This is a genomic window from Paenibacillus sp. J31R120, from assembly GCF_056269225.1.
The window spans coordinates 158275-171810 of the sequence record NZ_JBWDNN010000008.1 but is presented as its reverse complement, the minus strand read 5'-3'; the positions used below and the strand labels follow the sequence as shown (position 1 = coordinate 171810).

Here is a 13536-nt window from a genome sequence, read left to right as displayed (position 1 = left end):
AACAAAGGTCGGGTATAGAGGGGGTTGCCTCTATGCCCGACCTTTTTTTGTTTGATGTTGTTTCCTTGAGCCATTGTTTTATTTGATCGCGATATATATGTCAACTTGGGCAGAGGATGGGTCGGCTGCACGTTCACCGTAATATTCGAAGTCTCCGCTGAAGGTCCGCTCAACCTCCGAATGGGCGAACCAATACCAGATATCTTCCCATGCCCGGTACAAGACATGATGGAGGGGACCTGTCTCCGTAGTGAAGACGGCATATTTGGCCGCAGGGATCGTAACGGTGCCTAGGTTCAAGCCAGGGTCGATGTCTGACGGATTCACTCGCGTTCCTGCTATCAAGTCGTAGCGGCCCGCCGTTCCATTCTCGTAGTTATGATAACAGGCATAGACATCGCCATCCATACGGACTTCGGCTAATTTCGTCTGAACATCAGGGCTCGAGAAGTGATTCCAGAGCTCGGCAATTCGCCCCTGGCCGCTTATCTCATCGGCATTGGTCGTTGTGATGGCGATGCCGGCGATGGTGAATGCCTCCCTCTCTTCGATTCGAGCCGGCTGAAGTCTGTCCCGATTCGGGGCCCAGCGCTTCAATCCGGGCAGCTGCTGTTGCAGAATGGCTTCTGCTGCAGAAGCTTCCATACCGTCCTCCACCATATGAGGCACACAAATGCCGATCATGTCCTCCATGGATAACTCCGGTTGTGTGAACGCTCCGTCCGAGTAGCAATATTGGCAATAATCCGTTGATCTCTCGCCGTTCTGTTCCGTGCCCCGTATTTCTGGTTCGAACATTGGCATGCTGCAGCTTTGACAAAAGACGGGCTGCTGATGTTCCTGATTCATACTCATTGCAATCACTCTCCTCTTGGATATGCCCTAAGTATAAAGAACCTAACCTGACAGCCCATTGTCAGGTTAGGTTTTATTATTTCGATATATTTGAAAAATTCGCGCTGCACGATCCTCAAGGATTTCCCGCAGATGGGGTGGATGCAGCACTTCCGCCGATGGCCCGAAACTTAGGAGAAACCCGTAGAGCCATTCGTTTTCGGGATAAGTCGTTCTGACGATACAACCTCCGTCTTCAAGCGGCTCCAACTCCTCGATGTCGAACCATTCCTCAGCAAGATGCACCGCTTGGGGATAGAATTGCAACGTAACTGTGATGTTCTTTCCCGAATCATGCCATACTTCCCCTACCCGTTCGTCCTCTACGGGTATATTCCTGGGGATGAAAGTCTTAGGCAGGGCCGTAAGGTCTTTGATACGCAGCAGCTTGAAGATGCGGAATTGCTCTCGTTCATGGCAATAGGCTTGCAGGTACCAGTGCTTGCCCTTCCATATAAGCGTATGAGGCTCGACTGTGCGCTGCGACAGCTCGCCTTCCGCATTGGAATAGCGGAATTGCACAAGACATGATTGATCGATTGCTTCCTTCAGCATGGCTTGCTTCTGTTCGAGAGGGCCTCTCTTGTCCCACGGAGAATAGTCGATCAGTACTTGAGTTGTCTTCTTATGGAAGGCTTCGGCGTTGTCCGGGGTAACGATGCTCGTCATCTTCTCCATGAGAAGCTGATTATATTGTTGATCATAGGTGGTCGATATGCTGCGAAGCGCAGTTACGATCGAAGCCAGTTCGTCATTGGTAAGGACGTTGCGATCCAGCTTATAGCCGTCGGCAAGTCCGATCCCGCCGTTTGTTCCCTGATAGGTCACGATGGGAATGCCGGACTGATTAATCGCTTCAATGTCGCGATAGATGGTTCTTACCGATACCTCGAATCGGTCGGCCAATTCCTTGGCCTGAACCATACGGCGATTAAGCAGCAGGATGACAATGGACAAGAGTCGGTCAAGCTTCATAAGGGCAGTTCCTCCGAGTGTGGCATGTAGGCTCCATTGTAATCGAAAGGACAGCTATGACGCTACTTCTGTATGGATCTCACCACAAATCTACGGGTCTTCGCAAAAAATTGTTGCTCTTCTTTACGGAAAAAAGGATACAGCACAGGAGCAGCAGGTTGAACAGGTTCACATTATGCTTCATGGATTGCAGGCAGTAGCGCAGCCCCTTGCGCTTCTCGAAGCGATGGATGTAGCTCAGTGTGTAATATTGACGAGCCAGCGTGTAGCGGGACAGCACCAGCAGCCGCTTCCGGTCTTGCCAATCACAGTCTTCAATCTTCCGCCGCAAATATTGCTTGAAGGCGAGCGCCTGAAGCCCCGCTGTTTCGAGCTTCTGGAGCACCGCTTTGTCCAGATGCAGCCTGTCGGGATCTACTTTCCTTCGATCGATAAAGAAGTATAGGCTGTCAGGCGACAGATTATAGATGGAATGGGGCTTCATATGCAGCGATATCCGGCAGTGATCGAAGAAGTTAATCATAAAGGCAGTGTCTTCCCCGATATGGAAATCCTCCAGAAACATGCCGCCAGGCTGAAGCTTCTCCCGTTTGAACACCATCGAATTGATGTGGAAGATGCACAAGGTGTCTTTCACATACCGCTCGAATAGGCCGGTGTGCATGACAGCTACATCTTCGCTGTGCTGCTGGAAGGATCGCTTGATCGATTCCAGCCGTGCTCGCTGATGCTGCTCTTCGAATACATCGATCAGGACTTCTCCTTGACGCTCCAGCCATAGCGCGAAGCCCACATCTGACTGGGTTTCCCGAAGTATGCGCAAGGTTTCCTCCAAGTGAAAAGAGAGCCACTCATCGTCAGAGTCGAGGAATGCGATAAGGTCTCCTTTGGCATGCAGCATACCGCAGTTGCGAGCGCCGCCGACTCCCTTGATTCTGTCGTTCATGAGATACTGAATCCGGTCGTCACGATCGGCCAGCTCAGCTACCACGTCTTTGGTCGTATCCGTACTGCGATCATCCACAACGATAAGCTCCCAGTTGCCATAGCTCTGTCCCTGTACGGAAGCAATAGCAGCGGGCAGAGTCCGGGCACGATTATAAGCGGGCATAATGACGCTGACCAATGGATTCGTGTTCAATACAAACGCCTCCCATATGGATATAGTTAAGTCCTGGTTTGATCCTTACCACAGGTTTAGTGGCCTTCTCAAAAAGTCGCTGCTCCTGCTGCCGGCGAACAAGATATGAAGCAGAAGCAGCAGGTTGAAGGCATTGACGTTATAACGCATAGACAGGAAGCAGTAACGCAGCGCCTTCCGCTTATCCAGCTTATTGATGTAGCTTAACGTGTAATATTGTCTGGCCAACATATATCGGATGTGCAGATGAAGATGTTTTTTGTTAGTCAGCATAGGGGAGCGTTTGACCAGGGCTCGCATATCCAGTCTCATTTTTATAGTTTGCAAACCGACAAATTCAATTTTTTCGAAAATCTCTTTTTGCAGGTGTAGCGTGTCAGGGTCAAGAAAACGCCTGTCGCAAAACAAATAGACGCTGTCCGGAGATTGATTGTAGATGAAGTGAGGTTTGGTGATGAGCGCGATGCGGCAGTGGTCAAAAAATTTGATAATAAACGAGGTGTCTTCGCCAATGCTGAATTGTTCGTTGAACAAACCGAAGGTTTGGAGGAGCTCTCTTTTTAGAACCATGGAGTTGATGGAATAGAAGTGCCGGGGATTGCTAATAAATCGCTCCAGCAGCCCTTTTTCAATAATGATGCCGTCGTCCTGTGTTTCGTACTGCTCCCTCATCTCGGCTAGCAGTCGTTGCTCCAGCTCGTTGTTGAAATTGTGGTAGACGGTCGTTCCGTGACGTTCTTCCCATAAGGCGAAGCAGATATCCGCATGGGATTTATGGAGCATGTTAATGCTGTCCTGCAAATGATACGGAAACCATTGGTCATCCGAATCGAGGAAGGAGACAAAAGAGCCCTTCGCGTTAAGCAACCCGCAATTTCTGGCGCCGCCTACCCCTTTAGTACGATCGTTGACCATGTATCGAATACGGGAGTCGTCCTTGCTGAGGGACTCCACTACTTCTCTAGTATGGTCGGTGCACTTGTCGCTGACCACAATGATCTCCCAATTCTGGTGAGTTTGATCTATGACGGATTGAATGGCGGAAGTAATTAATTCTGCCCGGTTATAAGTAGGTATGATGACACTGATTAGCGGTTCATCGTGCATGGCTTCATCCCTTTCCCGCCTCCTGCTATGCTAGTCCAAACTACAGGAGGTCTTCGATAGTGTAAAATGAAATATTTTTCTAGTCAAGGTACTAAAAGGTTTAATTGTAAATAGTTCAATAGTCGGATGCGGATCATTCATTATTATTGGTTTCTATAGTATATTTTAAGGTTTTCTTTAAGATCGCTTATCTTTTGCTTGTTATAGTAAGTGTAGTGAACGGCAAGGTTATCGAAAGGTGGAGTTGGCCTATGATCGAGCTGGCGAATGTCAGTCATCAATTTATAATTGGCAAGAAAGGCAAGGAGCGTATTGTTCCTGTCCTGCATGATATTAATCTAAAAGTGGAGAAGGGCGAGATTGTCGCGATTGTAGGACGGAGCGGATCGGGCAAGTCGACGCTTCTGAATTTAATGTCCGGCTATATCCGGCCGTCATCGGGAGAGATTAAGGTAAGCAGCAAGGATGTCACGAAGCTGAATGAAGGCGAATGGGCAGATTTTCGCTTGGCGAATTACGGTTTTATTTTCCAAAGCTTTCAGCTGATCGGGAGTATGACCGCTTATGAGAACGTGGAGCTGCCGCTCGTGCTGAAAGGAATCGCGGGCGCGGAGAGGAAGCGGCGTGTCATGAAATTGATGGAACAAGTCGGCATTGCGGAATTCGAGGGCCATTATCCGAGCGAGCTCTCCGGCGGCCAGCAACAAAGGGTATCGGTAGCCAGATCACTCATTCTGGAACCGCCGATTGTACTTGCGGACGAGCCGTCGGGAAGCCTGGACAGCGAAAATGAGAAGACGCTGCTTATGATGATTCAGCAGCTCAATCATGAGCTGGGCATTACGTTCGTCATCATTACCCATGACGAGCAGGTTGCTTCTATCGCCCATCGGGCCATTCGGCTGCAAGACGGAAAGCTTGTCCGCCATGATGAGCATCAGCGGGCTGCGGCAAGCGTGGAGCATATTGGACTGGGAGGCGAGCACGAATGAAGCTAGGGGATCAATTCCGGTTTGTCCGGCAAAATATGAAGAAAAACAAAACCAGGCTGTTCATGACCGTGCTTGCCACGGCGATGGGCTGTGCGTTCCTCATTGTGCTGGCTTCGGTAGGATTTGGCCTGCAGCAGAGCATCGTAGACAATATCGTGGGCGACCGTCTTGTGACAGGGATCGATATATACTCCAAGGACCCAAGCAAATTCAAAGAAGACACGAATGTGTACGATGCAGATATTAAGGATTTGCAGGCGATCCCTAATGTGAAAGCCGTCACGTACCGCAATTTCATCGGTCAATGGATGGACCCTACGATTGACGGCCAGCCGATATCTGGCGACCGCACCTATCAGGTGGACTTTCAAGCGGAGGAGCGTGCGGGCTTCGGCCTAAGCGCGGGCAGAATGCCGCAGAAGGACAATGAAGTGATTCTGGGCTACAACATTCGCCAGCAATACGATGAGGAAGGCGTGCCGAGCGAGTATCTGGATGCTTCGGAGTGGCTCAATAAGACGATTGTGCTGAATGTCGGTTATTATGAGGGCGGAGAGCTGAAGAAGAAACCGGTTGAAGCTGTCGTTGTCGGCATGTCGGCGGAGCCGACCAAGGAGTGGAAGATGGATCAGGCTTTATACGTCGGTGTTGATCTGTTGGAGCAGGTTGAGGCCATTACGGGTACGCAAAGAGGCGAGTTGCCTTATGTGCAAGAGGGTTCTACCCCTGAGCAAATCGAGGAATTGCTGAAGAGCATACCGGTGCCAAGCGAGAACAGAAGTTACAATCAGGTTCAGGTTATCGCCGGTCATGCGAATGATGTGACAGGTATTGCCGAGGTGCTGCGCGAGAAAGGGTACTACAACCATTCCATTGCTGATGAGCTGAAGCAGGTCAATCTGATGTTCCTCATTATGAAAATCGGTCTGATCTTCGTCGGGACGATTGCCGTCATTATCGCTTCGATTGGCATCTTCAATACGATGACGATGGCAGTGACGGAGCGGGCGCAGGATATCGGAATTATGAAAGCGATCGGAGCGCATCCGTCGGTTATTCGCAAAATCTTTTTGCTGGAGAGCGCGTTAATCGGCATCATGGGTGCGGTCATCGGGACGATTGTATCCTATGGCATATCGGTGGCGGTGAATGCGGGTCTGCCGATCTTGATTCAGACCTTCATGGAGGAAAAAGTGCCGGAAGGCTTCCTGTTCTCTGTTATTCCGCCGTATCTCACTGCGCTTGCCTGCGCTATCGCGCTTGGCGTGGCAATGCTGTCCGGCTATCGCCCGGCGCTAAGAGCGACACGCATTGACGTGCTACGAGCGCTGCGCAGAGATGTGTAATTCCTAGATACCTGTATAAGCAGCAAAATAAAGCGAAAGAGCTATCCGACAAGTCACATGTGATGACTGAGCGGATAGCTCTTTTTTGTTGAGTGCTGTGCAACTGGTGCATACTGGCTCGCGCGGGAGCTCTAAGCCGAGAAACTCGGCTTGCAAGCCTGCATCGAGCCCGCGCGCGAGCACTAAGCCGAGAAACTCGGCTTGCGTGCCTGCATCGAGCCCGCGCGAGAGCTCTAAGCCGAGAAACTCGGCTTGCAAGCCTGCATCGAGCCCGCGCGGGAGCTCTAAGCCGAGAAACTCGGCTTGCAAGCCTGCATCGAGCCCGCGCGCGAGCTCTAAGCCGAGAAACTCGGCTTGCGTGCCTGCATCGAGCCCGCGCGAGAGCTCTAAGCCGAGAAACTCGGCTTGCAAGCCTGCATCGAGCCTGCGCGAGAGCTCTAAGCCGAGAAACTCGGCTTGCATGCATTGAGCCTGCGCGAGAGCTCTAAGCCGAGAAACTCGGCTTGCCTGCCCGCCTTGGCTGGCGCCAAGGCTACAGCGCCAGCAGCTCGCCGTCTGCCGGGATGAAGACACGGTCGGCGAAGCCCTCCAGCGCCAGATCCCGCTGGAGCGACTTGCGCGTCAGGCCGCAATGGTTCCAGGCTTCCATGTGGGCAATGACGACCTTCGTCCATGGCGCTCGGCGAAGCACCTGGATGATGTCGTTCAATCCCATCGTGATCGCTCCGCTTCCGATAAATCTGGCTTCCCCTGCGAACAGCACGGTCACGTACGGCTCATAGTGGTCCAGCACGGCACCCATTTCCTCGCACCATACCGTATCTCCTGCCACGTACAGCTTCTGCATCCCGTCATCCAGCACGAAACCCGAGACCGTGCCCATCGCTTGGCTGATAGCCCCGTAGCCATGATGACCGCCCGTCCGGCTTACGCGCAAGCCATGCAACTCATAAGACTCGCCGGCAGCGAGCCCATGCACTTGGGCGAACCCCTCATGCACGAAGGCTTCCCCATCCTCCCATTGGCAAAGAACAGGGAGTTTACGGGATAATAAAGCGGAAGCTGCTTCATCCCAGTGATCGGGATGGCGGTGCGTAACCAGGACGGCATCGACGTCTGCCCTTGCTCCTGCGAAACAGGCAGCGCCACAAGCGGGTTGCGCTGCACCGGCGTCGTATTGAACGTAGCATCAAATGTGCCAGCTGGACTGAGCATCGGATCGAGCAAATAACGTTTCCCGTTCCATTCTATATGCATAGTGGCATGTCGAAGCAATTGTATATTCATAGTGAAATCACCTTTCTCAATTGGTATGCAACCGATTATAATGCGATTGAACGAAAAGGCCCATAATCTCAATCAACAATATCGACCGATCTGCTTGATTCATGAAAGGAATGGTACCAATATGCTGGATAAAACCGATTATGCCATATTGGCATGTCTACAAAGCAACGCCCGCATGCAAATGAAGGAAATCGGCGAGCGTGTACATATGACCGGACAGGCTGTGGCGAACCGGATTGCCCGCCTTGAGGAGCTGGGCGTACTGCTTGGTTATACGGTCAAGCTGGATGAGAGCAAGCTGGAGAAGCCGTTCGAAGCCATGGTCACCGTATTTTTGACCTCCAATAGTCACGCAGCCTTCCGCGAATGGGCGCTGAACGAGCCTGCTATTACGGAGCTCCACCGTGTCACTGGCGAAGGTTGCTACTGGCTGAAGGTGCGGTACAGCAATCCCTCAGGCTTGTCCGGCTTTTTGGAGGAATTGCTTAGCTTTGGAAATTATCGCGTCAATAATTCACTAGAGAAATTAAAATAAAACGCTATTGACCACAGTGGTCAACGAATAATATAATAGTATTGACCAGTGTGGTCAATACTGTTGTTTCCTGTCCTCTCTGCTTGCCGGCAACGCTAGAGGACAGTGTTCTATTCGCGAATAGGAGGCATACCATTGTTTAGCAAGTTTTTGAGCATAGAGGAAGAGAAGCGTGATCGCGTAATCAACGCAGCGCTGAAGGAATTTGCAATGAAAGGCTATACGGCCGCATCGACCAATGAGATTGCGAAGGAAGCGGGCATCTCAAAGGGACTTGTTTTTCATTATTTTAAAAGCAAGAAGGACCTATACTTTTTTCTGTGCGACCATACGCTTGAGGTGGTGAACGGGGAGCTTCGGGAGACGGTGGATTTGCTGGAGACGGATTTGTTCATTCGGATGCAGCAGGTGACAAGGCTGAGGATGTCGGTATTCGGCAAGTATCCGAGTATGATGGATTATATGAAAAGCGTGTACTTGGAGGAAGCCGAAGAGGTGCGGCCGGACGTACTGGAGCGGATCCACAGCATGTCCGCCAGCGATTACGGACAGATCTTCTCCGGCATCGACACGACGAAGTTCAAAGACGGGGTTAGCTCGGAGCGGGCGATCAACGTCATATTATGGACGGTCGAAGGATTAGGCGAGCAGTACAAAGAGCGCAGCAAGCTTACGGGCGGTGAGCTAGATCTGGATGGCATTATGGATGAGTTCGACCAGTACATGGAGATGTTCAAAACTACCTTTTACAAATAACGTATGGTCATAAACAGGATGAAAACGGGAGGAATCGGGAATGCCGATCATCGAGTTGAATCGCCTGACGAAGACATACGGAGGAGCGCGCGGAATTCACGACTTGACGTTTCAAGTGGAAGAAGGAGAAATTTTCGGGTTTATCGGACCCAATGGAGCGGGCAAATCGACGACAATCCGCACCATGCTGGGCCTTATCTATCCCACGAGCGGCAGCGCGAAGATATTCGGCAAAGATTGTGTGCAGCACGGACCGGACATTAAGCGCCATATCGGGTACCTGCCCTCAGAGGTTTTTTATTACGACAATATGCGGGTGAGAGACCTGCTTCATTATTCAGCGAGCTTCTACAAGAAGGATTGCCGCAAGCGCATGACGGAGCTGGCAGAGCTGCTGGAGCTGGATATGAGCAAGCGGATCGACGATCTGTCGCTGGGCAACAAGAAGAAGGTCGGTATCGTGCAGGGGCTGCTGCATGAGCCAAAGCTGATTATTTTGGACGAACCGACAAGCGGGTTGGACCCACTCATGCAGCAGCGATTTTTTGGTTTGCTGGGGGAGGAGAACCGGAAAGGGGCTACCATTCTGTTCTCTTCCCATATTTTGAGCGAGGTGCAGCGGCTGTGCGACCGTGTCGCCATCATTAAGGAAGGGCGGCTCATTGCGCTGGAGAAGATGAGCGATCTGAAGGATCGCACCTATAAGAAGTTTAAGCTGCAAGTGAGGGATGAACTGCGGGCTGGCGCGTTTGCAATAGAGGGCGTGACGGAATGGCACTTCAAGAACGGAGAAGCCAGCTTCTTGTTCCAGGGCGATATTAATGTCGTGATGCGCAGAATTTCGGAGCTGGACCTGCTGAACCTTTGGGTAGAGGAGCCGGATCTGGAGGAAATCTTCATGCATTACTACGCGAAGGAGGCGTAAGAGAATGAACATGTATCTCTATGAGCTCAAAGCGTACCGCAATGCGACGATGATCTGGACGGCTTCAATGACCGGGCTTGTTTTGCTTATGATGGTGATGTATCCTGCTTTCTCCGCAGATGCGGAGGCCTTTATGGATGTGCTGGCTTCCATGCCGGAGTCCGTGGTGCAAGCGATCGGCATTCAGATCGATTCTATCGCATCCTTGCTGGAGTATTATTCTTACATTTTTCTATATGTGTCGCTGTGCGGTGCGATTCAGGCCATACATTTGGGCAGTTCCATTCTATCCAAAGAAACCCGGGAGAAAACAGCCGACTTCCTGCTGGCCAAACCCGTTACGCGGGGGGCGATCATCACGTCGAAGGCGCTGGCTGCGCTGACGCTGCTGCTTGCGACGAATGCGGTTTATTTTGTGGCGGCCAGTCTTATCGCTGCCTCCGTTGCATTGGAGCCTTATGATTATGGGGCGTTTGCGCTAATCTCGCTCAGCCTGCTCCTGCTGCAGCTCATCTTTCTGGCGATGGGAATCGCAGCGGCGATGCTGCTGCCCCGGATGAAGACCGTATTGCCGGTCTCGCTGGGTACGGTGTTTGCTTTCTTCGTACTGACATTTATCGGCTCCTCTTCGGGGGACGGGAAGCTGCGCTATGTGACGCCGTTTCAGTATTTTGACCGGGCTTATATTATTCAGCATGGGAGCTATGAGACGGGGTTTGTGGCGGCTTCGCTCGTCATTATCACTGCTTGCTCGTTCTTCGGATATATTCGGTATCGAAAAAGGGATGTTCATGCGGTATAAAGGGAGGCGTGTGCAATGAATCTGTACAGGAGAGAGATGAGAGCGCATATGAAGTCGCTGCTGATCTGGATTGCGGGAATCATCGCCATGCTGGCCGCTGGCATGGGCAAGTTCACGGGCATGGAGGAATCCGGCGATGCAATGAATGAGCTGATGGCCGATATGCCGAAGGCGCTGCAGGCGATTATGGGTGTAGGCCAGCTTGATATCGGAACGCCGATCGGTTATTACGGCGTATTGTTTCTATATCTGCTGCTCATGGCGGCAATCCATGCCTCGATGCTGGGAGCTGCAATCATCTCCAAGGAAGAGCGAGATAAGACGGCAGAATTTCTGCTTGCGAAGCCGTTGTCGCGAGGGGGCTTGCTCCTCTGCAAGCTGCTGGCTGCTATGACACAAGTTCTGGTGTTTAATCTGGTCATGCTGATCGGCTCAATCCTGGTGATCGGGTCTTATGCGGGAGAGGAGTCCAGCACCGGGGCAGTCCTATCGCTGATGGGGGGCATGCTGCTCGTGCAATTGGTCTTTCTGACCGTCGGCATGGCCATCGCCGGGGCGGGACGGCAGCCGAAGCGGGCGGTGGCCTATTCCGCCGCCGTTATGCTATTGACCTTCCTGCTGTCCATGGCAATTGAGATCAGCGGCCATATCGACTACTTACGTGTCCTGTCGCCGTTTCAATACGCCAATGCAGCTGCGGTAATCGATCAAGGAGTAGGCGCCGGCTATACGTTGCTATCACTAGGGATCACGGCTATAGCGCTTGTCATCTTGTTTGTTGGCTATAACCGGAGAGATATGCGGTAGACCAAAACCTTTCCACATGTAGAAGGAGGCTTTCCGATCAAGGAATGCCTCCTTTACTTATGCCGGATAAGTCGCTGCGCATCCAATCTAGTCCATCCCGGCAGTCGCAAATCCTGATGGCGGGCTGCGATGAAAGAGAGGCCGATTGGCAGCAGACACGATTGGCGTGACTAGCAGGGTGCTATCGTCGCGCTATTCGTTCATGCGGCTGACGGAGCTCGCTCGAATCTTTCGGCTCTTACCTTTCGTCGATACGCATTCCAACGATCTGCCACTTGCCGAGCCACCTGTCTCTGTCCGAATCCTTACCAGCCAAAGGCTCCTCCGTCGCTTCGCGGATCGACTCCGCCTTGCAGGAAGCCGTTCGCATCCCGGCGAATCGCGCAAGCATGGCCCATGATACCGTCGAACGGAGCCGCTCTGCGAACCATATGTCCGGCGCTTGATAGCTTGCTCATGACATCCTCGCAGACGCGAGCCTCCACCTTTAATTCCTGAGTAAGCTCACCCCAAGTCCGTCCCCATACCCAGCGCGGCTCGGCAATGGCCTGCTGAGGGTCCATGTCATAATCCACCATGCGTGTGAAGATGGCCGTCTGCGTCTGCGGCTGGCCTTCGCCGCCTTGTGTCCCGTACAGAATGGAGGGCTTGCCATCTACGCAAGCCATTGCCGGCATGAGCGTATGAAAGGTTCGCTTGCCCGGCTGGAGCCTGTTCACGTGACCGGGATCGAGGGAGAAGAAGGAGCCCCGATTTTGCAACAAAATGCCCGTGTCGCCCGCTACTATACCAGAACCGAACTCGAAGTACAGGCTTTGGATGAAGGACACCGCATTGCCCTCCCGATCAACGACGGCAGCGTAAGCCGTATCGCTGCCGGTGGGCAACGTGTCCATGGATGCCGCACTGTCCAATTGGACCGAAGCCGATAATGAGGCGGCGTAGCTCTTGCTGAGCAGCCGCTCCAGCGGTACTTCGGCGAAAGCCGGGTCGGTCAAATAAGCGTCCCTGTCCCGGAAGCTGAGCTTCACGGCCTCGACGCAGAGCTGATAATATTCATAGGAGCCGTGTTCAATGGCCGAAAAGTCGAAGTTCTCCAGCATTTGCAGCGCCATAATACCGGTAAAGCCTTGTGAATTGGGCGGCATCTGATAGAGGGTATGTCCCCGGTAGGAGCCCTGGATCGGTTCGACCCAATCCCCTTGATGATCGGCCAGATCATCGGCAGTTAACATGCCGCCATGCCTTGCCAGGAACGAGGAAATTTCCGTCGCGGTCTCTCCTTTGTAGAACTCGTCTCGTCCATGCTCGGCAATACGCTTTAATGTACGAGCCATGGCGAGCTGACGAAACCGTTCATTGGGTTGCAACGGCGACCCTCCAGGCAGATAGATCGCGGCAGTCTCCGGCGTTGCCGCGAGTACATGCGCATACTGCGCTGTATTGGCAAATTGATCTTGCGTCATGGGGAAGCCGTGCTCGGCATAGCGGATTGCGGGCGCCAGAACCTCTTCCCAAGCAAGCCTGCCATAGCGGCTGTGTACAGCATGCCAGCCGTCTACCATGCCCGGTACCGTCACGGCGCTGCCGACACCCCTTCTGGGAATGGCGGCAAGACCTGCATATCGATCGGGCGTAGCCTCATAACCGGCACGGCCGCTGGCATTGTAGCCGCGCACAGCTCCATCATCCTGATGATAGGTGAGCCAGAATGCGTCGCCCCCGATACTGGTCATATGGGGGTACACAACCGCCAGACAGGCGCTTACCGCGACTGCCGCATCAAAAGCATTGCCGCCTTGCTCCAGGATGCGGGCTCCCGCAGCGCTTGCCAAATAATGCGGACTGACAACCATCGTCTCGCTGCCGAAAGCCGGCTGCTTCATGCAGATCACTCCTCAACCGTTTCCCATGATGATTTTAAGAACATACGATAGATTTCCTACGTCATAACTAGATCTAAAAATAC

14 protein-coding genes are annotated in these 13536 nt (G+C 52.5%); 7 read left to right on the top strand and 7 right to left on the bottom strand.

From position 1 onward, the window contains the following. Positions 1–78 precede the first annotated feature (78 nt). The 4 genes from AC0YNW_RS23825 to AC0YNW_RS23810 form a co-directional block, all read right to left on the bottom strand. Positions 79–855, bottom strand: a complete 777-nt coding sequence (locus AC0YNW_RS23825; RefSeq protein WP_475834050.1) for a zinc ribbon domain-containing protein — start codon at positions 853–855, stop codon at positions 79–81. Between the two features lie 66 nt (positions 856–921). Then, a complete protein-coding gene (locus AC0YNW_RS23820) occupies positions 922–1869 on the bottom strand; it encodes a helix-turn-helix transcriptional regulator (RefSeq protein ID WP_475834049.1) in 948 nt (315 codons plus the stop codon). A gap of 79 nt (positions 1870–1948) precedes the next feature. Beyond that, positions 1949–3010, bottom strand: coding sequence for a glycosyltransferase family 2 protein (locus AC0YNW_RS23815; RefSeq protein WP_475834048.1), 1062 nt, complete (start codon positions 3008–3010; stop codon positions 1949–1951). Between the two features lie 45 nt (positions 3011–3055). Continuing rightward, on the bottom strand, positions 3056–4117 hold the full coding sequence (locus tag AC0YNW_RS23810; RefSeq protein WP_475834047.1) for a glycosyltransferase family 2 protein: 1062 nt from the start codon (positions 4115–4117) through the stop codon (positions 3056–3058). Between the two features lie 251 nt (positions 4118–4368). Between AC0YNW_RS23810 and AC0YNW_RS23805 the strand changes: the two genes are divergently transcribed. Together AC0YNW_RS23805 and AC0YNW_RS23800 are read left to right on the top strand one after the other, a co-directional pair. Then, entirely contained in the window at positions 4369–5109 is a 741-nt protein-coding gene (locus tag AC0YNW_RS23805) for an ABC transporter ATP-binding protein (protein ID WP_475834046.1), read from the top strand. Beyond that, positions 5106–6455: an ABC transporter permease gene (locus tag AC0YNW_RS23800; protein ID WP_475834045.1), complete on the top strand. Its 1350-nt coding sequence runs from the start codon at positions 5106–5108 to the stop codon at positions 6453–6455. The genes AC0YNW_RS23805 and AC0YNW_RS23800 overlap by 4 nt, the downstream gene beginning before the upstream one ends. A 3-nt stretch (positions 6456–6458) precedes the next feature. Here AC0YNW_RS23800 and AC0YNW_RS23795 read toward each other — a convergent pair whose 3' ends face one another. Both AC0YNW_RS23795 and AC0YNW_RS23790 read right to left on the bottom strand, forming a co-directional pair. After that, positions 6459–6917, bottom strand: a complete 459-nt coding sequence (locus AC0YNW_RS23795; protein WP_475834044.1) for a hypothetical protein — start codon at positions 6915–6917, stop codon at positions 6459–6461. Positions 6918–6987: 70 nt separating this feature from the next. After that, positions 6988–7557: an MBL fold metallo-hydrolase gene (locus tag AC0YNW_RS23790; protein ID WP_475834127.1), complete on the bottom strand. Its 570-nt coding sequence runs from the start codon at positions 7555–7557 to the stop codon at positions 6988–6990. A 306-nt stretch (positions 7558–7863) separates the two neighbouring features. On the opposite strand from AC0YNW_RS23790, the gene AC0YNW_RS23785 reads away from it, so the two are divergent. The 5 genes from AC0YNW_RS23785 to AC0YNW_RS23765 all read left to right on the top strand — a co-directional run bounded on the left by AC0YNW_RS23785 (position 7864) and on the right by AC0YNW_RS23765 (position 11567). Next, positions 7864–8277, top strand: a complete 414-nt coding sequence (locus AC0YNW_RS23785; RefSeq protein WP_475834043.1) for an Lrp/AsnC family transcriptional regulator — start codon at positions 7864–7866, stop codon at positions 8275–8277. A gap of 135 nt (positions 8278–8412) precedes the next feature. Further along, positions 8413–9033: a TetR/AcrR family transcriptional regulator gene (locus AC0YNW_RS23780; RefSeq protein ID WP_475834042.1), complete on the top strand. Its 621-nt coding sequence runs from the start codon at positions 8413–8415 to the stop codon at positions 9031–9033. 40 nt (positions 9034–9073) lie between these two features. After that, a complete protein-coding gene (locus AC0YNW_RS23775; RefSeq protein ID WP_475834041.1) occupies positions 9074–9958 on the top strand; it encodes an ABC transporter ATP-binding protein in 885 nt (294 codons plus the stop codon). A 4-nt stretch (positions 9959–9962) separates the two neighbouring features. Continuing rightward, positions 9963–10760, top strand: coding sequence for an ABC transporter permease subunit (locus AC0YNW_RS23770; protein WP_475834040.1), 798 nt, complete (start codon positions 9963–9965; stop codon positions 10758–10760). A 15-nt stretch (positions 10761–10775) separates the two neighbouring features. Beyond that, entirely contained in the window at positions 10776–11567 is a 792-nt protein-coding gene (locus AC0YNW_RS23765) for an ABC transporter permease subunit (RefSeq protein WP_387479686.1), read from the top strand. 305 nt (positions 11568–11872) lie between these two features. Here the strand turns inward: AC0YNW_RS23765 and ggt are convergent, their stop codons facing one another. Next, positions 11873–13453, bottom strand: a complete 1581-nt coding sequence (ggt, locus tag AC0YNW_RS23760; protein ID WP_475834039.1) for a gamma-glutamyltransferase — start codon at positions 13451–13453, stop codon at positions 11873–11875. Positions 13454–13536 lie beyond the last annotated feature (83 nt).

Coding starts and splice junctions, on each gene's coding strand:
- AC0YNW_RS23825 (WP_475834050.1), bottom strand. CDS start 855: ATGAGTATGAATCAGGAACATCAGCAGCCCGTCTTTTGTCAAAGCTGC.
- AC0YNW_RS23820 (WP_475834049.1), bottom strand. CDS start 1,869: ATGAAGCTTGACCGACTCTTGTCCATTGTCATCCTGCTGCTTAATCGC.
- AC0YNW_RS23810 (WP_475834047.1), bottom strand. CDS start 4,117: ATGCACGATGAACCGCTAATCAGTGTCATCATACCTACTTATAACCGG.
- AC0YNW_RS23805 (WP_475834046.1), top strand. CDS start 4,369: ATGATCGAGCTGGCGAATGTCAGTCATCAATTTATAATTGGCAAGAAA.
- AC0YNW_RS23800 (WP_475834045.1), top strand. CDS start 5,106: ATGAAGCTAGGGGATCAATTCCGGTTTGTCCGGCAAAATATGAAGAAA.
- AC0YNW_RS23795 (WP_475834044.1), bottom strand. CDS start 6,917: ATGCAAGCCGAGTTTCTCGGCTTAGAGCTCTCGCGCAGGCTCGATGCA.
- AC0YNW_RS23785 (WP_475834043.1), top strand. CDS start 7,864: ATGCTGGATAAAACCGATTATGCCATATTGGCATGTCTACAAAGCAAC.
- AC0YNW_RS23775 (WP_475834041.1), top strand. CDS start 9,074: ATGCCGATCATCGAGTTGAATCGCCTGACGAAGACATACGGAGGAGCG.
- AC0YNW_RS23770 (WP_475834040.1), top strand. CDS start 9,963: ATGAACATGTATCTCTATGAGCTCAAAGCGTACCGCAATGCGACGATG.
- AC0YNW_RS23765 (WP_387479686.1), top strand. CDS start 10,776: ATGAATCTGTACAGGAGAGAGATGAGAGCGCATATGAAGTCGCTGCTG.
- ggt (WP_475834039.1), bottom strand. CDS start 13,453: ATGAAGCAGCCGGCTTTCGGCAGCGAGACGATGGTTGTCAGTCCGCAT.